General features: G+C 70.3%; 16 protein-coding genes. 7 read left to right on the top strand and 9 right to left on the bottom strand.

Annotation, left to right across the window (positions count from 1 at the left end; translation table 11 throughout):
* Window positions 1–59: 59 nt before the first annotated feature.
* Both ABD211_RS04415 and ABD211_RS04410 read left to right on the top strand, forming a co-directional pair.
* On the top strand, window positions 60–335 hold the full coding sequence (locus tag ABD211_RS04415) for a hypothetical protein (RefSeq protein WP_344126467.1): 276 nt from the start codon (window positions 60–62) through the stop codon (window positions 333–335).
* Between the two features lie 368 nt (window positions 336–703).
* On the top strand, window positions 704–1183 hold the full coding sequence (locus tag ABD211_RS04410) for an NUDIX hydrolase (protein WP_344126465.1): 480 nt from the start codon (window positions 704–706) through the stop codon (window positions 1181–1183).
* Window positions 1184–1376: 193 nt separating this feature from the next.
* Here ABD211_RS04410 and ABD211_RS04405 read toward each other — a convergent pair whose 3' ends face one another.
* The 6 genes from ABD211_RS04405 to ABD211_RS04380 form a co-directional block, all read right to left on the bottom strand.
* A complete protein-coding gene (locus tag ABD211_RS04405) occupies window positions 1377–3941 on the bottom strand; it encodes an ABC transporter permease (protein WP_344126463.1) in 2565 nt (854 codons plus the stop codon).
* Entirely contained in the window at window positions 3941–4702 is a 762-nt protein-coding gene (locus ABD211_RS04400; RefSeq protein ID WP_344126521.1) for an ABC transporter ATP-binding protein, read from the bottom strand. Before ABD211_RS04400 ends, ABD211_RS04405 begins: the two co-directional genes overlap by 1 nt.
* 351 nt (window positions 4703–5053) lie before the next feature.
* Complete coding sequence (locus ABD211_RS04395; protein WP_344126461.1) at window positions 5054–6760, bottom strand: glycoside hydrolase family 13 protein; 1707 nt, start codon at window positions 6758–6760, stop codon at window positions 5054–5056.
* Between the two features lie 8 nt (window positions 6761–6768).
* Window positions 6769–7641: a carbohydrate ABC transporter permease gene (locus ABD211_RS04390; RefSeq protein ID WP_344126459.1), complete on the bottom strand. Its 873-nt coding sequence runs from the start codon at window positions 7639–7641 to the stop codon at window positions 6769–6771.
* A gap of 12 nt (window positions 7642–7653) precedes the next feature.
* On the bottom strand, window positions 7654–8598 hold the full coding sequence (locus ABD211_RS04385) for a carbohydrate ABC transporter permease (RefSeq protein ID WP_344126457.1): 945 nt from the start codon (window positions 8596–8598) through the stop codon (window positions 7654–7656).
* 59 nt (window positions 8599–8657) lie between these two features.
* On the bottom strand, window positions 8658–10040 hold the full coding sequence (locus tag ABD211_RS04380; protein ID WP_344126455.1) for an ABC transporter substrate-binding protein: 1383 nt from the start codon (window positions 10038–10040) through the stop codon (window positions 8658–8660).
* A gap of 148 nt (window positions 10041–10188) precedes the next feature.
* On the opposite strand from ABD211_RS04380, the gene ABD211_RS04375 reads away from it, so the two are divergent.
* Window positions 10189–11211 (top strand): LacI family DNA-binding transcriptional regulator, encoded by a 1023-nt coding sequence (locus ABD211_RS04375; protein ID WP_344126453.1) that lies wholly within the window; start codon window positions 10189–10191, stop codon window positions 11209–11211.
* 226 nt (window positions 11212–11437) lie between these two features.
* Here the strand turns inward: ABD211_RS04375 and mycP are convergent, their stop codons facing one another.
* On the bottom strand, window positions 11438–12625 hold the full coding sequence (gene mycP / locus ABD211_RS04370) for a type VII secretion-associated serine protease mycosin (RefSeq protein WP_344126451.1): 1188 nt from the start codon (window positions 12623–12625) through the stop codon (window positions 11438–11440).
* A 13-nt stretch (window positions 12626–12638) separates the two neighbouring features.
* Complete coding sequence (locus ABD211_RS04365; protein ID WP_344126449.1) at window positions 12639–12752, bottom strand: helix-turn-helix domain-containing protein; 114 nt, start codon at window positions 12750–12752, stop codon at window positions 12639–12641.
* Between the two features lie 3 nt (window positions 12753–12755).
* On the opposite strand from ABD211_RS04365, the gene ABD211_RS04360 reads away from it, so the two are divergent.
* The 3 genes from ABD211_RS04360 (at window position 12756) to ABD211_RS04350 (ending at window position 13989) form a co-directional block, all read left to right on the top strand.
* Window positions 12756–12983, top strand: a complete 228-nt coding sequence (locus ABD211_RS04360; protein WP_344126447.1) for a hypothetical protein — start codon at window positions 12756–12758, stop codon at window positions 12981–12983.
* Between the two features lie 318 nt (window positions 12984–13301).
* On the top strand, window positions 13302–13538 hold the full coding sequence (locus tag ABD211_RS04355) for a hypothetical protein (RefSeq protein WP_344126445.1): 237 nt from the start codon (window positions 13302–13304) through the stop codon (window positions 13536–13538).
* A gap of 85 nt (window positions 13539–13623) precedes the next feature.
* Entirely contained in the window at window positions 13624–13989 is a 366-nt protein-coding gene (locus ABD211_RS04350) for an Mth938-like domain-containing protein (protein ID WP_344126442.1), read from the top strand.
* A 101-nt stretch (window positions 13990–14090) separates the two neighbouring features.
* Here the strand turns inward: ABD211_RS04350 and ABD211_RS04345 are convergent, their stop codons facing one another.
* Complete coding sequence (locus ABD211_RS04345) at window positions 14091–14627, bottom strand: endonuclease V (RefSeq protein ID WP_344126440.1); 537 nt, start codon at window positions 14625–14627, stop codon at window positions 14091–14093.
* A 78-nt stretch (window positions 14628–14705) separates the two neighbouring features.
* Between ABD211_RS04345 and ABD211_RS04340 the strand changes: the two genes are divergently transcribed.
* Window positions 14706–15596 carry a hypothetical protein gene (locus ABD211_RS04340; protein ID WP_344126438.1) on the top strand — a complete coding sequence of 297 codons (891 nt, stop codon included), beginning with the start codon at window positions 14706–14708 and terminating at the stop codon, window positions 15594–15596.
* Window positions 15597–15844 lie beyond the last annotated feature (248 nt).

The raw sequence follows: 15844 nt of genomic DNA, 5'->3' as shown, positions 1-15844 counted from the left end.
CCGCCGGACAGGCGCGCAGGGCAGCATCGAGCCACGATCATCCACAGTAGTACCCCCGTGTGTGTCTTGATCAGGAACTGAACGGTATCGGCATCCATGACGATGCGTCAATGACTTGTCACCAACCGCTCGATGCGCTAGCGGACGTTCATCTGGATGACGCGTCCGGGGATCGAGGTCAAACCGGCATCGGCGTCCCTGCGGCCGCGCGCGAGCTCCGGCTCGCCGGCAACCCGGTCAGCACCCTGATCAATCAGCTCACCGAGGCCGGCCACCTCTGCCGCGAGACCGACCCGGCCGACCCGGCCGACCCGGCCGACGAGGAGGCTCCATGACCACACTCCCGCCGTCCGCGTCGACCTCGCGGTCGATCCCGACCGACGGGGCCCGACCTCGGCGTGCTGACCTGCTCGGCGGCCGTCGCGATCGCGGTCGCCGCGGCACTGCTCCCCCGCCTGGCCCGCCGGGCAAAGATTAACGGAATGTGTCGGTAAGTTAACGTCGCAACAGAATCAGCAGCTCAAGCGGCACGTATTGACGATGCCCGCCGGTAACAGGCCGTAATCGGCCACCCGGTGTATTGTCGCCGGCCGACGCCTCTCGCGCGTCGGCCGGAGCTGTGCGATTTTCGGCCGCGCGACGGACCCACTCCGGCTCGAGCCGTGCTTATGATCCCCGCTATGCCGCAGCTCAGGAGCCATCCGTGACCGAGCCGGACGGCAACATACCCCGACAATCCGCCCGCGTCGTGCTGCTCGACGACGACGGACGCGTCCTGCTGTTCCGCTGCCTGCGCGACGCCGACGACCCGGCGGCGGGCCACCAATGGCGCACCCCCGGCGGCGGGGTCGAACCGGGCGAGTCGCCGGCCGAGGCCGCCGCCCGCGAGCTGCGCGAGGAGACCGGCGTCGCGGTCGCCGCCGCCGACCTCGGCGATGTCGTCGCCATCGCCACCGGGTACGCCAGCGTGGGCTGGACCAGCGGCGTACTCCGCAATGATTTCTTTGTGTTGCGCCGGCACGCGCCCACCATCGACGCGGACGCCGACCACCGTTGGTGGACGGTCGACGAGCTGACCGCGACGTCGGAGACCGTCGATCCGCTCAACCTCGCGACCCTGGTCACGGCACTGGCTGGCGCGGAGCCTCCAGCGCACCCGATCCGCCTGCCGTGGAGCCGCTGAGCCCGTTCCAGCGACGATCGTGTCACGTCCTGCGGCGGGCCGGCCGGGCTCCCAAAACCGGCGCGGCCGGCCGTGCGCCCCCGTCACACCACCGCCCTGACGCTCCTCCGCTGACCGGGCACGCGAAGGTCGACTCCTGGCGGTTGTCCGGGTCCCGGAAACCGCCAGGAGTCGACCTTCGCAGTGGGTTCCGCTACTCGTGGGCGATGGCCGCCAGGACGTTGATGCGGGCAGCGCGGATCGAGGCCAACAGGCCCGCGATGATGCCGATCACCGTCGCCGCGATCACGTAGGTGCCCAGTTGGGGCCACGGGAGCGACAAGGTGGTGAAGCCCTCGTCCTTGAAGGCCCGCACTGCCGCGGCGCCCAGGCCGATGCCGACGCCCATGCCGAGCAGCGCGCCGAACACCGTGATGACCAGGGCCTCCACCGTCACCATCGCCGTGGTGTGCGCCCGGCCGAGGCCGACCGCGCGGAGCAGGCCGAGCTCGCGGGTGCGCTCCAGCACCGACAACGCCAGGGTGTTGATGATGCCCAGGGCCGCGATGAGGATCGCCAGCGACAGCAGGATCTGCACCATGTTCAGCATGGTGTCGACCTCACCGGTCTCCTGCTCGATCATCGTGGCGCGGTCGACCGCGTCGACCTCGGGCGAGTCGGCGAGCAGCGCCCTGATCTTCGGCAGGGTGTCCGCGAGCGTGGCGCCGGAGTCCAGCGCGACGAACGCCGAGCGCGCCTGCGGCACCGCGAACCCGGTGCGCGCCGCCTCCGACAGGACGAACCCCTGGACGTACCCGAAGTCGGTCGTCGCGTAGATGCCCGAGACGGTGTACTCCTTCGCGGTGCCCCGCAGCGGCTGGATCGTGACCGTCGAACCCACGGTGAGCTGCTGCCGGGCCGCCGTCTTCTCGTCGACGATCACCTGGTCGTCGGCCAGGGTGGCGATCGACCCGGCCACCGGCGTGACCTCGAGGATCGGCTGCAGCGCGGCCGGGTTGTGCACGGCGGTCAGGTCCGCCTCCCGGCCGTCGACCTTGGCGCCGTCGTCGTACCAGGTGGCGAGCACGTCCCGTACTCCCGCAACCTGCTCCACCCGCGGGATGACGGCGACGTCGAACGTCGGTGGGATCGCGCTGGTCTGGTCGGCGCCGATGTAGATCTCGGCGTGCACGGTGTCCTCGGTCGTCTGGGTGAAGCTCGCCTTCGCCGAGGTGAGCAGCACGCCCACGGCGGTCACGAGCGCCACACCGATCATGAGGGCGGCCGCGGTGATGCCGGTGCGACGCGGGTTGCGGCCCGCGTTGCGCCGCCCGAGCACGCCGGGGACCCAGCGCCCGGTGAGCCGGCCCAGCCCGGCCACCACCGGCCGGCTGATCAGGGGAGTGATCAGCGCGACGCCGAGGAAGATCCCGATAGCCCCACCGAGTACGGCCCAGAGCGTGGCGTCGCCGTCGATCCGGCCGGTCAGGCCCAGACCCAGCACGACCGCCGCCGCGACGCCGATGACCGCGCCGCTGATCGTGAGCTTCGTCAGCGGTCGATCGGGGGTGGCGACCTCCTGCAGGGCCGCGATCGGCGGGATCCGCGCCGCCCGGACCGCCGGCAGCACGGCGGCCACCATGGTCACGATGAGCCCGACGGAGAACGCGCTGATCACGGCCGCCAGCGGCAGGCTCACGCTGGCGAGCGCCAGGCCGCCGCCGCCGAAGTTGGCGAACAGCACGGCCATGAGGCGGCCGACGCCGAACCCGGCCGCGAGGCCGAGCACCGAGGCGATCATGCCGATCACCACGGCCTCGGTGAGTACGGAGCCGATCATCTGGCGGCGGCTGGCGCCGACGGCCCGCATGAGCGCGAGCTCGCGGGTCCGCTGCGCGACCACGATCGAGAACGTGTTGAGGATCAGGAACGCGCCGACGAACAGCGCCACGCCGGCGAAGCCCAGCAGCACCTTGTTGAAGATGTCGAGGACGGACGCGAAGGCGGCCGCGCTGGCCGCGCCGAGTTCCTCGCCGGTCTTCACGCCGTACTGCGGGCCGAGTTTGGCCGCGATCGCGTCCCGCAGCGCGGCGTCGTCGACGCCGTCCGCGGCGGTCACGCTGATCGTCGTGTACACGTTGGACTCGCCGATCATCAGCTGCTGCGCGACCGGCAGGGTGAACGCGACGTTCTGGGTGCCGCCGAGCGTGTCCCGGCCGCCGCTGAACCCGAAGATGCCAACCAGGGTGAACGTCTGCTTCGGCTCGCGGGTGAGCACGCCCACCTGGTCGCCGACCTTGACGCCGGCCTTCTTCGCGAGGTCGGCGTTGATGGCGATCTCGTTGTCCGCGGTCGGCCCGCGCCCCTCGCGAATCTGGACGAGGGCGTCCTCGCCGGTCCACGCCTGGCCGAAGCTCGGCGGGCCGAACGTGCTCACGACCTTGCCGTTGCTCCCGATGAGGCGGGCGCCGTCGGCGGCGACGTCGCCGGTCGCGGACGCCACGCCCGGGACGGAGCGCACCGCGTCGAGGGTGGACGCGGGGATGGTCCGGACGGCGACATCGTCGTCGTCCATCGAGGCGCCGCCCAGCCCGGCCGGGCCGACCTGCACGTCGACGGAGGAGTAGATGCCCCGGAACAGGTCGTCGAACGACCTGCTGAGGGTGTCGGTGAGCACGAACGAGCCGGAGACGAACATGACGCCCAGCACGACCGCGAGAGCCGACAGGATGAGGCGCAACTTGCGGGCGAGCAGGCTGCGCAGGGTGGCACGCAGCATCACCGCTCCCCGGTGATGCGCTTGATCGTGTCAAGCACGCTGTCGGCGGTCGGGGCGGCCAGGTCCTCGACGATCTCGCCGTCGGCCAGGAACACGACCCGGTCGGCGTGGCTCGCGGCGTTGGCGTCGTGGGTGACCATGACGATCGTCTGGCCGAACTCGTGCACCGACTGGCGCAAGAAGCCCAGCACCTCGGCGCCGGTACGGGAGTCGAGGTTGCCCGTCGGCTCGTCCGCGAAGATGACCTCGGGTCGGCTGACCAGGGCGCGCGCGCACGCGACGCGCTGCTGCTGGCCGCCGGAGAGCTGCGCGGGCCGGTGGTCGAGCCGGTCGCCGAGGCCGACGGCGTCGATGACGGTCCGGAACCACTCCTTGTCGACCTTGCGCCCGGCGATGGCCAGCGGCAGCAGGATGTTCTCGTGCGCGGTCAGCGTGGGCAGCAGGTTGAACTGCTGGAAGATGAACCCGACCTGGGCGCGGCGCAGCTTGGTGAGACCCGCGTCACCCAGCCCGTTGAGCTTGGTGCCCCCGATGTAGACGTCGCCCCGGGTGACCGAGTCGAGGCCGGCGAGGCAGTGCATGAGCGTGGACTTGCCGGAACCCGAGGGACCCATGATCGCGGTGAACTGGCCGCGCGCGAACTCCACGCTGACGCCACGCAGCGCGCTGACCCGCGCCTCTCCCTCGCCGTAAACCTTCCAGACGTCGGCGGCGCGAGCAGCGGGCTCCGCCGGCCGGTCAAACTGGTCGCGCACCCTCATCGGCGACGATGCGATCGTCACGGGTGTTCACCGCCTCCCACACAGTTGGACCGGCCCGGCAGACACCGGACCGGCCCAACCATCGTGTCGGCGGCCCCACCCCAGTCACATCGGGAACCGACCCGGACGTTCGCCCCACCCCACCCTCAGGGATATCCCTGACATCCGCGCTGCCACCACGGTGAGTTACGCGCTGCCCCGGCTACGCACGGTTATGGGCCCCATCACCCGTCCCTTCACCTCCACGCCCTTTGCTCTGCTTCCTCATAGGCATCACCCACGTGAACAGGCACATTGCCGCGAGGCGCCGAGCGCCTCGCGGCAATGGTGACAACGCTGAGTGACTGATTCCTATAGGGAAGCAGAGCAAAGGGGGGAGGATGGCATCGTCCGAGGCGGCCGACGAACACTCTCCGCAGCGACGCGAATCGCTGCCACGGGAGTGAGCCACACGGCCGTGTCGGGCGGGAGTTGGTTGGCCGCCAGCGGTCCACTGCTGAGCACCACTGAACCGGTCACCGGCAGGTCGACCGCCCGTTCCGACAGGTTCACCACGCAGGTGAACCCGTCGCCGCGGCGGAACGCCAACACCGCGTCCGACGCCGGCAGCCAGGCCATCGGCCCGTCCCCGAGCGCCGGTTGCTGCCGCCGGGCGGCGAGCGCCCGACGGTAGAGCTCCAGCATCGAGTCGGGGTCGCCGTTCTGCGCCTCGACGGTGCGGTCCGCCCACGACAAGGGCTGCGGCAGCCACGGCTCCGCGACGGCGCCGGCCGGACTGAAGCCGAACGGCGGCGCGGCGCCCGACCAGGGCAGCGGCACCCGGCAGCCGTCCCGGCCCAGGTTCTGCCCGTGCGTGCGGAAGAACATGGGGTCTTGGCGTAAATTGTCCGGAATATTCTCGACCTCCTCGAGCCCCAGCTCCTCGCCCTGGTAGACGTACACCGACCCGGGCAGGGCCAGGCTGAGCAGCAGCGCGGCGCGGGCCCGGCGCAGGCCGAGGGCGCGGTCGGTCGGCGCGCCGAGCTGCCGGTAGTCCAGGTTGAACGACGTGTCGGCCCGGCCGTAGCGGGTGACGTGCCGGGGCACGTCGTGGTTCGACAGCACCCAGGTGGCGGGCGCCCCGACGGGCGCGTGCACCGCGAGGGTCTCGTCGATGACCGCGCGCAGCGCGCCCGCCTCCCACGCGCAGCCGAGGAACGCGAAGTTGAACGCGGTATGCATCTCGTCGGGCCGCAGGTACGCCGCGAACCGGTCGGCGTCCGGCAGCCACACCTCGCCGATCAGGGCGCGCGGCTCGGCGTAGGAGTCCGCGATCCGCCGCCACGACCGGTACACCTCGTGCACCTCGTCCCGGTCCGTGTACGGGTGCGGGAACGGCGGCAGCGCGTGGTCGAAGTCGGCCAACTCAAGGTCCTTGAGCAGCAGCGCGGCGGAGTCGATGCGGACCCCGTCGGCGCCCCGGTCGAACCAGAACCGCAGCACGTCCTCGAACTCGGCGCGCACCTGCGGGTTGTCCCAGTTCAGGTCGGGCTGCTCGGCGGCGAACAGGTGCAGGTACCAGTCGCCGGGCGTCCCGTCGGCGTCCTTCACCCGGGTCCACGCCGGCCCGCCGAAGATCGACTGCCAGTTGTTCGGCGGGAACTCGCCATGCTCGCCCCGACCGGGCCGGAACCAGAACAGGTCCCGGGCGGCGGCACTCCCGGCCAGCGCCTCCTTGAACCATGGGTGCTGGTCGGAGGCGTGATTGGGCACCACATCCACGATCACCCGGATCGACCGCGCGTGCGCCTCCCGGATCAGCTCCTCCGCCTCGGACAGGGTCCCGAACGCGGGGTCGATGGCGCGGTAGTCGGCCACGTCGTAACCCGCGTCCGCCTGCGGCGACGCGTACCACGGGTTGAACCAGACCGCGTCGATGCCGAGCTCGGCCAGGTAGTCGAGGTGCGCTCGGACGCCGCCCAGGTCGCCCATGCCGTCGCCGTTGCTGTCGGCGAAGCTGCGCGGGTAGATCTGGTAGATGACGGCCGAGCGCCACCAACCGGCAGTTGGAAAGTCCATGTGCTCCCTTATCCCTTAAGGCTGCCGGTAGTCAGGCCGGACATGATGTTCTTCTGGAAAACGAGGAAGAAGATGACGGTCGGAATGGCCGCGATCACCGCCGCCGCGATAACCACATTCATGGGGGTACCGCCGGCGAAGGCGTAGATGCCGACGCTGAGCGTCCGGGTCGACGGGGAGGGTTCCACCAGCTTGGGCCAGAGGAAGTCCTTCCACACCGCGGTCACCGCGAAGATGCTGACCACGCCGAGAATGGGTCGCGACATCGGCAGAATGATTGACCAGAGAGTACGCAGCGCAGTCGCGCCGTCGATCTCCGCCGCCGACATGAGGTCCTCCGGAATGGAGTCGAAGAACCTCTTCAACAGGAAGATGTTGAACGCGTTCGCCACGGCCGGCAGCCAGATGGCGAACGGCGAGTCCAGCAGGCTGATGTGCAGGATCGGCAGGTCGATCACCGTCACGTACTGCGGAATGATCAGCACCATCGCCGGGATCATGAGTGTCGCCAGCATGAGCGCGAGGATCACGTTGCCGAACCTCGGCCGCAGTTTCGACAGCGCGTACGCCGCGGCGGTGTCCAGGACGAGCTGGAACACCAGCGCGCCGAGCGCGTAGTAGATCGTGTTGAACAGCAGCTTGGCGAGGTTGAGGTTGGTCCACGCGTCCACGTAGTTCTGCGGCTGCGGGTCCTTCGGGAACAGCGTGGGCGGCGTCTGCGCGATCTCCTGCCCGGTCTTGAGCGCACCCGTGATCATCCAGTACAGCGGGCCGAGGAAGACCAGCGTGAACACCACGACGACGAGGACCAGCAGGGACCAGTAGATCACCTTGCCGCGCGGCCGGCTGAGCTGCGCGTGCGAGATGAGGGTGCGGGTCATGGGCTCGCCCTCCTAGTCCTGCTTGGCCGACAGTCGGGCGTAGACGGCCGAGAAGCCGCCCAGGACCAGCAGCATGATCACGCCGAGCGCGGCCGCGCCGCCGAGATCGTTCTGGAAGAACCCGTGCTGGTAGATGAGGTACGCGACCGAGGTGGCGGAGTCCTGCGAGCCCGCGCCGTTGGCCAGGATCAGCGGCTCGATGAACAGCTGCATGGTCGCGACGACCTGCAGCATCGCCATGAGCGACAGGATCAGCCGGGTCTCGGGGATGGTCACGTGCCAGATCCGGCGCAGCAGCCCGCTGCCGTCCAGCTCGGCCGCCTCGTACAGCTCGCCGGGGATGTTCTGCAGCGCGGCCAGGTAGATCAGCACCGCGCCGCCCATGTTCATCCACGTCGAGGCGAGCACCATCGCCGTCACCGTCATGCCCGGCGACTGCATCCACTGCGACGTCGGCAGGTGCAGGAACTTCAGGATCGCGTTGAACAGGCCCGCGTCGCTCGGGTCGTACAGGTAGTACTTGAACAGGAACAGCGCGGACGCCGGCGGGATCATCACCGGCAGGTACACGAGGATGCGCAGGTAGCCCTTGGCATGCCGGAACTCGTTGAGCACGATCGCGACCAGGAACGGCACGGCGTACCCGAGCACGAGCGCCAGCACAGTGAAGTAGATCGTGTTCTGCCACGCGGTCCAGAAGGCCGGATCGTTGATGATGCGCTCGTAGTTGTCCCAGCCCACCCAGGTGGTCACGCCGCGCCGCGTGCGCTGGAAGCTCATCACGATCCCGCGCACCATCGGGTACCACGAGAACAGCGCGAAGCAGGCCAGCGCGCCGATGAGGAACGCGTACCCGGTGAGGTTGTTGCGGACCTGGCGGGCCCTGCGGGTGAGCCCGGGTTTCGCCCGGCTGTCGGGCTCGCTGGCGACCACTGCGTCGGCGGCGACCGTCGTCATGACTGCTCCCTTGGGCGGTGGTGCGGGGGACCGAGGTCGGCCCCCCGCACCGTGGTTGGTCAGCTGCCGTTCTTGAGGACGGTGTTGACCTTGTCCGCCGCCTTGGCGAGCTGGTCGTCGACGCTGGCCTTGGGGTCGGTCAGGATCGCCGACATCGCGCCGTCGAGCACCGCGTAGATCGCCTGTGCGTTCGGGGGCTCGAACTTGATGGCCACCGGGTTGTTCGCGAAGAGGGCGAAGTCGTCCACGTTGACGTTGGAGTTCGCCTTCTTCTGCTCGGTGTCCTGCTTCTCCGCCGCGCTGCCCGGCACGAACAGCTGCGGCTGCGGCAGGCCGACCGGCTGGTTCTGCGGCTTGGAGCGCGCGTAGTCGAACTGGCCCTTACCGGGGGTCAGCTTCTCGAACGCCAGCCACATCAGGCCGGCCTTCACCTGCTCCGCGGAGAGGCCCTTCTTGAAGAAGTAGCCCTCGCCACCGCCGAGGGTCGCCTTGGCCGGGCCGTCCTGGCCGGGCATCGGGGCCATCGCCCAGTCCTCGTACCTGCCCTTGAACTGGGTGACGATCGCGGTGGTCGTGTCGGGCGCGCCGACGAACATGCCGACCTTGCCGGCGGCGGCGTTGGTCAGCAGGTCCGGCCACGTAAGGAGCTGCTTGGCGCCCATGCTGTTGTCGGTGTAACGCATGGTCTTGAGGTTGTTCAGCACGTTCTTGCCAAGATCGTTGTTGAAGTTGGCGGTCTTGCCGTCCTCGCTGACCATCGAGCCGCCCTGGGCGTACAGCTCGGCGGTGAAGTGCCAGCCACCGGTGTTGCCGGCGGAGTACTCGCTGTACCCGGCGACGCCGTTGCCCAACGCGGCGATCTTCTTGGCGGCCTCGCGGACCTCGGCCCACGTCTTCGGCGGGTTCTTCGGGTCGAGCCCGGCCTGGGTGAACAGGTTCTTGTTGTAGACCAGACCCATGGAATAGTTCTTGGTCGGTACGCCGTAGATCTTGCCGCCGTCGGTGAAGGCGTTCTTGGCGCCCTGGTCGATCGAGTCCCAGGTCGGGATCGTGTCCTTGCCGACATACGACGTGATGTCCATGGCCTGACCCGAGTCGAGCACCTGCTGCAGGTCGGTCATGTAGCCGTAGAACACGTCCGTGACGGTGCCACCCTGCAAGCGGGCGGTGAAGTCCGGCGGGTTGTTGCACTGCTCGCCGACGGACACGCTCTTGATCTCGATGTTCGGGTGCGCCGCCTCGAACGCCTTGACGTCGTCGTTCCAGTTGGCGAGCAGTTCCTTCTGGGCGCCGACCGGCTGGCAGTCGACCGTGATGGAGACCTTGCCGGAGGAGCTGGTCCTGCCGTCATCGTCGCTCTTGGTGGAACACGCCGCGAGGCTGATCGCCAGTCCGGCCGCGAGCGCCGTGACCACGACCTTCCTGGACTGCGGTACGGACATCTGCGTCCATCCCTTCAGGGAAACGGGGGTGAGTTTTCAGCAATGTGTCGATCGTGTTGTGCAAGGATGCGACTGCTCTCCGCAGGATGTCAACGTGCTGGCCCAACATCGCTCTGTCTTTTCGTAAGAATGCTCTACTCTTGCGCGCATGGTTCAGACATCGGCCCGTCGGTTAGCGGACGTGGCAAGCAAGGTGGGGGTCAGCGAGGCGACCGTGAGCCGCGTGCTCAACGGCCGGACCGGCGTCTCCGACGCCACCCGCGACGCGGTCCTGACGGCCCTGGACGTGCTCGGCTACGAGCGGCCCACCCAGCTACGCGGCGAGCGCGCCCGCCTCATCGGCCTCGTCCTCCCGGAGCTGCAGAACCCGATCTTCCCCGTACTCGCGGAGGTTGTCGGGGCCGCGCTGGCGCAGCGCGGCTTCACCCCGGTGCTCTGCACCCGCACGACGGGCAGCCTGTCCGAGGCGGACTACGTGTCGATGCTGCTCGGCCAGCACGTGTCCGGCATGGTCTTCGCCGGCGGCCAGTACGCCGAGGCGGACGCCTCGCACGCGCACTACGAGCGCCTGGTCCGCCGCCGCCTGCCGGTGGTGCTGTTCAACGCGGCGGTGGATCACCTGGGCTACCCCCGCGTCTCCACGGACGACGCCGCCGCCGTCGAGGAGGCGTACGCCCACCTCGCCTCGCTCGGCCATGCCCGGATCGGCATGGTCGTCGGCCCGCCGGATCACATGCCGACCCGCCGCAAGATCGCGGCTTACCGGACGGTCGTTGCCCGGACCGGCGCCCCCGAACTGATCGAGCACGCCATGTTCGCCGTCGAGGGCGGCCAGGCGGCGGCCGTGCGCATGCTGCGCCAGGGCGCGACGGCCCTGATCTGCGCGAGCGACCTGCTCGCCCTCGGCGCCATCCGCGCTGCCCGCCGCTCCGGCCTCGCGGTCCCCGACGACGTCTCGGTCGTCGGCTTCGACGACTCGTCCCTGATGAACCACACCGACCCGCCCCTCACGACGGTTCGCCAGCCCATCGAGGCCCTCGGCCGCGCCGCCGTGACCCTCCTGGTGAACCAGATCGACGGCCTGTCCGTCCCCGCCGACGAGCTCCTGTTCATGCCCGACCTGGTCGTGCGCGGCTCCACCGGCCCCGCCCCACGCGCTAACAACACGTAACCCCAACGCCCAGCGGCACCACCACCCCACCCCCCTTTGCTCTGCTTCCCTATAGGAAGCATGCGGAACGTAACGTTGCTAAGAGCATTGTGTTCATCACAGCGAGTGATACATGCAGGCCATGGATGGTGATTCCTATAGGGAAGCAGAGCAAAAGGGCTCAGCCGCAGTATCGGAGCGGCGAGCCCGGTGACGCCGTGTTACTTCGATAGTGCGTGACGCTCTGTTATGGCGAGCGGCGGGAAGGGGGAATGCCCGGACGCCAGCGTCGGCTGCGTCCGACCGAGACCGTCGCGGCCACGAGGGTCACGAGCAACGCGATGCTGATGACGGCGCCAGCGACCGGGACCGCCGTCGACATCGACAGGCCGGTCGGCGCGGCGATCGCCGACTCCGACGGCGCCGGTGGGGTCGCGCGAGGGCGTGCCGCGGCGGCCGGTAGGACGTCGGTCAGGGCGCGCAACGGGTTCAGCACGCCGTAGCCGTACTCCGGCGACGGCCGGCCCCCGGGTGCCGGGTCCGCCGAGGCGAGCAGGCGGCGTGCCACGGCCGCCGCGTCCAGATCCGGCCGGTACTGCCGTAGCAGCGCGGCCGTGGCCGCCACGAACGGGGTGGCCAGGCTCGTCCCGCTCATCTCGGCGTGACCCCCACCCGGCTGGGCGCCGGTCACCCGCTCGCCCGGCGCCACGATGTCCACATAGGTCCCGACCTGCGACGTGGCGACCCGATACCCGCTCGCGTCGATCGCTCCGACCCCGAGCACGTCGGGATAGGCGGCCGGATACGGCTTCGGATCGCCGCGGTCGTGGGCGTTTCCAGCGGCGGCCACCACGACGATGTCAGCGGCGATCGCGTCCTCGATGGCGGAGCGCAGGTCGGCATCGTCCGTGGCGGTACTCAGCGACATGTTGATGACGTCGACCCGGGCGGCGATCGCGCGGCGCACGGCGGTCGCGATGCCCTTCGCGTCCAGGCCGCTGCCCACCACCTCACCGGCGCTGTCGTGCCGGTCGGTCACCCGGATCGGCAGGATCTTCACCCCGGGTGCCAGCCCGACCAGGCCCGAGCCCGACCGGGGACCTGCCGCGATCACGCTGGCCACGGCCGTGCCGTGGCCGACGCAGTCGACCCGCCCGTTGCCGCCGTCGACCAGGTCGGTCCCGCCGGTCAACCGGTCACGCAACTGCGGGTGCGCGCCGTCCACTCCGGAGTCCAGCACGGCGACCGTGACGCCGGAACCGTCGGCGAGCGCGCCGATCGTGGCGTAGTCCCAGCGCTGTTGCGGCCACGGGACGTCGGCGATCGCCCGGAACGCCGTGGTTCGCTCGCAGGTCGGCGCGGCCGCCGCGGGCGTCGCCGGCAGGAGGGCCGCGAGCAGCCCGACGACCGCACACCACACCCGGGGGGAACGCACCGATCGATGGTAGTCAGCCGGCCGGTGGCGTGGGGACCACGAGGCCCGATTCGTACGCGGCGATGACGAGTTGTGCCCGATCGTGCGCGCCGACCTTGGTCATGGCCCGGTTGACGTGGGTCTTCACCGTGTGCGGGCTGACCACGAAGCGGGCGGCGTCGAGGGCGTCCTCGGGCAGTTGCTCGGCCAGGACCTGAACCGCTGGCTGCCGTTCGCGGCGGGCAGTTCGCTGGGCCGCGTCCCGGCGTCCGTCGCCGACGGGCTGACCCAGCCGACGGCGGCCGTCGTTTTGGCGGCCTACGCCACCGTCGCCACGGTCCTCGCGCTCACCACCACGGTCCGTCGCGACGTCGCCTGACGTCCCGGGGTCCGGGCGGCGTCGCCGTCCGGACCCCGCCTCTGTGCACGAGTACGCGGACAGCTCCGGCCTGGCCGGCCACTCTGGGCGGCACAGGCCGTCGTCCGAGGAGGTTCCCGTGTCCCGTCTCACCCGCTACGTTGCCGCGTTGGTGCTGGTCACCGCTCCGGCGGTGGCCGTCGGCTCGCCCGCCGCGGCCGCCGTCGAGCCGCTGTGCACCTACGACGTCACGCGCGTGCAGGCCGTCAACATCCAGGAGCGCAACGCCGACGAGGTCTACATCGAACTCGGCGACGAACGCTTCCCGCGCCTGGCGCCGTGCGCATGGAGCAGGGCGAGACGAAGCCCGCGTCCGCGTTCAACAACCCGACGTTCACGTCCAGCCTCGCGGTCCAGTTGAACCTCTGGGAGTACGACGGGGTGCTCCTCCCCGACGACGGCCTGGGCGGCACGACCCTCCCCTGCACGCCCCGCGAGGAGCGCCCGATCCAGATCGTCCGCACGGCCGACATCGAGTACATCGTCTGGGTCCGCGTCACATCTCGCCTACCCTGACCGCAGCAGCCCGGATCGTGGATGGAAAGGCCGGATGGCAGCCAAAGATCCGAAAGGTGTGACGATTGATCGGAGGGGACGGCTGGTGGAGGGATCGCCGAACGTTCTGTCGCTCGCCTGGGGCGCGATGGATGTCGAGGGGGTCGGGCAGGGCAAGGACTTCAAGCTGTGGCCCGGTGGTGGGCGGGCGTGGGACTGGCGGGAGACGGGCACGCAGCACGACCCCGGCGTGCAGGTCGCCGACGTTGAGGAGCTCATCGCCAACGGCGCGACGACCGTGGTGCTCTCGCAGGGCATGGACGGCGTGCTCCAGGTGGGCCCGCAGGTGGTCAAGGAACTGGAGGACCGTGGCGTCACCGTGCACGTGGCCCGCACCCGCGAGGCCGTGGAGATCTACAACGGGCTGGTCGGGGACACGGCCGTGGGTGGGCTGTTCCACTCCACCTGCTGAGGCACTACCCGAACGATCTTCATAGATAATTTTGGCTGCGCTTAGTCGATGGGTGACATATCCGATATTGGCGACCCGGATTCGAGCAGCCGATGCCCTGGTCATGCGGATATAACGGGTCCAATCGGTCGGCTGGGGGTGACGTGCCCGCGGGCCAGAGCGTCGACGCGGCGCAGGGCGTCGGGCATCCGGTACGGACCGGACATCGCGGCGACGAGCGCGGCCGCGTCGGCGACCGGCACGCCGGCGGCGGTGACGTACAGCGGGCGGTCGGATCCGCCCCGGCGCACGGGGACCGCGTGCGCGGCGGCCGCGAACGCCGTCTTGGCCACCCCGATCACCGGCACGCCGAGCTTCGCGTGGACGTGCGCGCCCAGCCCGGGCCGCCCGTCGGGATCCAGATCGACGTACCCGTCGACGATCAGCAGCTTAAGATCAACTCCGGCGAGTACGGCCTCGACGGCCGGCAGTTCGCGCTCGAAGAACGCGCCCGGCCGGTACGGCGCCACGTGCTCCAACCAGGTGATCCGCTCGTCGACGAGGGTGGCGAACCGGTCGTCGGCGGCCACGACGAGCGCGGCCCGCGCCCCGCCGGTCTCCGGGTAGTGCACGTCGACGGCGCCTGTTCGTTCCCCCACGCGCAGTATTGTCCGGCCGACGGGAACCGTGCCGGAACCGGCCGCGTCTGAGCGGTTGTGACAACAGTTCGCGCGGCGGTGACCGCCGCATCCACCGCCGTACTCCTGGCTCTGGCCGGATGTGCCTCGACGGCCGATGCCAACGGCACGCCGGCCGGCCGTTCCGCCGTCGCCACCGGCGTGCCCGCCGACGGGTACGGCCAGAGCACCCTGCTCCTGCGGGTCGCGTACGCGGGCGGCTTCGTCCCGGCCAACCTGATCCCGACCCGGCTGCCGCTGCTCAGCGTGTATGCCGACGGTCGGGTGTTCACCCAGGGGCCGCAGATCGAGATCTTCCCGCCGCCGGCCCTGCCCGGCCTGGAGGTGCGCCGGATCTCGCCGGCCGACGCACGGCGGCTGGTCGACCTGGCCGTGGCGGCCGGGGTGGGCGGCAGCGCCGACTACGGCCAGCCGGGCGTCGCGGACGCGCCGTCGACCCGGTTCACCGTGCGCACCGACGCGGGCATCAGGACCACCGAGGTGTACGCCCTGGGTAACGGCGACGGGGACGGGCTCACCGGCGGCCTCACGGCCGCGCAGATCGCGGCGCGGCGCCAGCTGTGGACCCTGCTGTCCCAGCTCAACGACCTGCCCCGCACGCTCGGGCCGGACGCGGTGAGCCAGTCGACCCTGTACGCGCCGTCCGCGATCGCGGCGGTCGTGGAGGAGTGGCGCTCCCCGGGCCCGGACCAGCCGGCGCAGGAGGAGAAGGAGTGGCCGGGCCCGACCCTGCCCGGTCCGCTGCTCGGCGGGGGCCTGGAGCTGCACTGCGTGACCGCCAGCGGGGCGGCGGCGGCCCGGGTGGCGAGCGCCGCGACGCACGCCAACACCCTCACCCCGTGGCGGTCGGGGAACCAGCGGTGGACGCTGACGTTGCGGCCGCTGCTGCCCGATGAGCGCGACTGCGCCGACCTGCGCGGACAGTCGTAGTTGACCCCCGGGTGCCGCTGCCGGGCGGCACCCGGGTACCCCCTTTGTCCCGTTGGCCCGAATACGCATAAGGCTGAGAAAGCCGTCACACCCGCGTTTAACCCGTGCTCCTGACGGACACAACACCGGGCATGTTGAAGGACCTCACCGACGCACGAGAGCTCTTCGCCGATCAGGTCATCGACGAGCGCCGGCTCGACGATGTCGATGGGCCGGCCCTTCTGCGGCTGTTCACGAGCCTGCCCGCC

Source organism: Luedemannella flava (assembly GCF_039528515.1).
Classification (GTDB): Bacteria; Actinomycetota; Actinomycetes; order Mycobacteriales; family Micromonosporaceae; genus Luedemannella; species Luedemannella flava.
This window is presented reverse-complemented; position numbering and strand designations above follow the sequence as displayed.

Excerpts from the sequence above, each read along its gene's own strand:
- ABD211_RS04385 (WP_344126457.1), bottom strand. The coding sequence starts at position 8,598 with ATGACGACGGTCGCCGCCGACGCAGTGGTCGCCAGCGAGCCCGACAGC.
- ABD211_RS04400 (WP_344126521.1), bottom strand. The coding sequence starts at position 4,702 with ATGAGGGTGCGCGACCAGTTTGACCGGCCGGCGGAGCCCGCTGCTCGC.
- ABD211_RS04395 (WP_344126461.1), bottom strand. The coding sequence starts at position 6,760 with ATGGACTTTCCAACTGCCGGTTGGTGGCGCTCGGCCGTCATCTACCAG.
- ABD211_RS04380 (WP_344126455.1), bottom strand. The coding sequence starts at position 10,040 with ATGTCCGTACCGCAGTCCAGGAAGGTCGTGGTCACGGCGCTCGCGGCC.
- ABD211_RS04375 (WP_344126453.1), top strand. The coding sequence starts at position 10,189 with ATGGTTCAGACATCGGCCCGTCGGTTAGCGGACGTGGCAAGCAAGGTG.
- ABD211_RS04405 (WP_344126463.1), bottom strand. The coding sequence starts at position 3,941 with ATGCTGCGTGCCACCCTGCGCAGCCTGCTCGCCCGCAAGTTGCGCCTC.
- ABD211_RS04390 (WP_344126459.1), bottom strand. The coding sequence starts at position 7,641 with ATGACCCGCACCCTCATCTCGCACGCGCAGCTCAGCCGGCCGCGCGGC.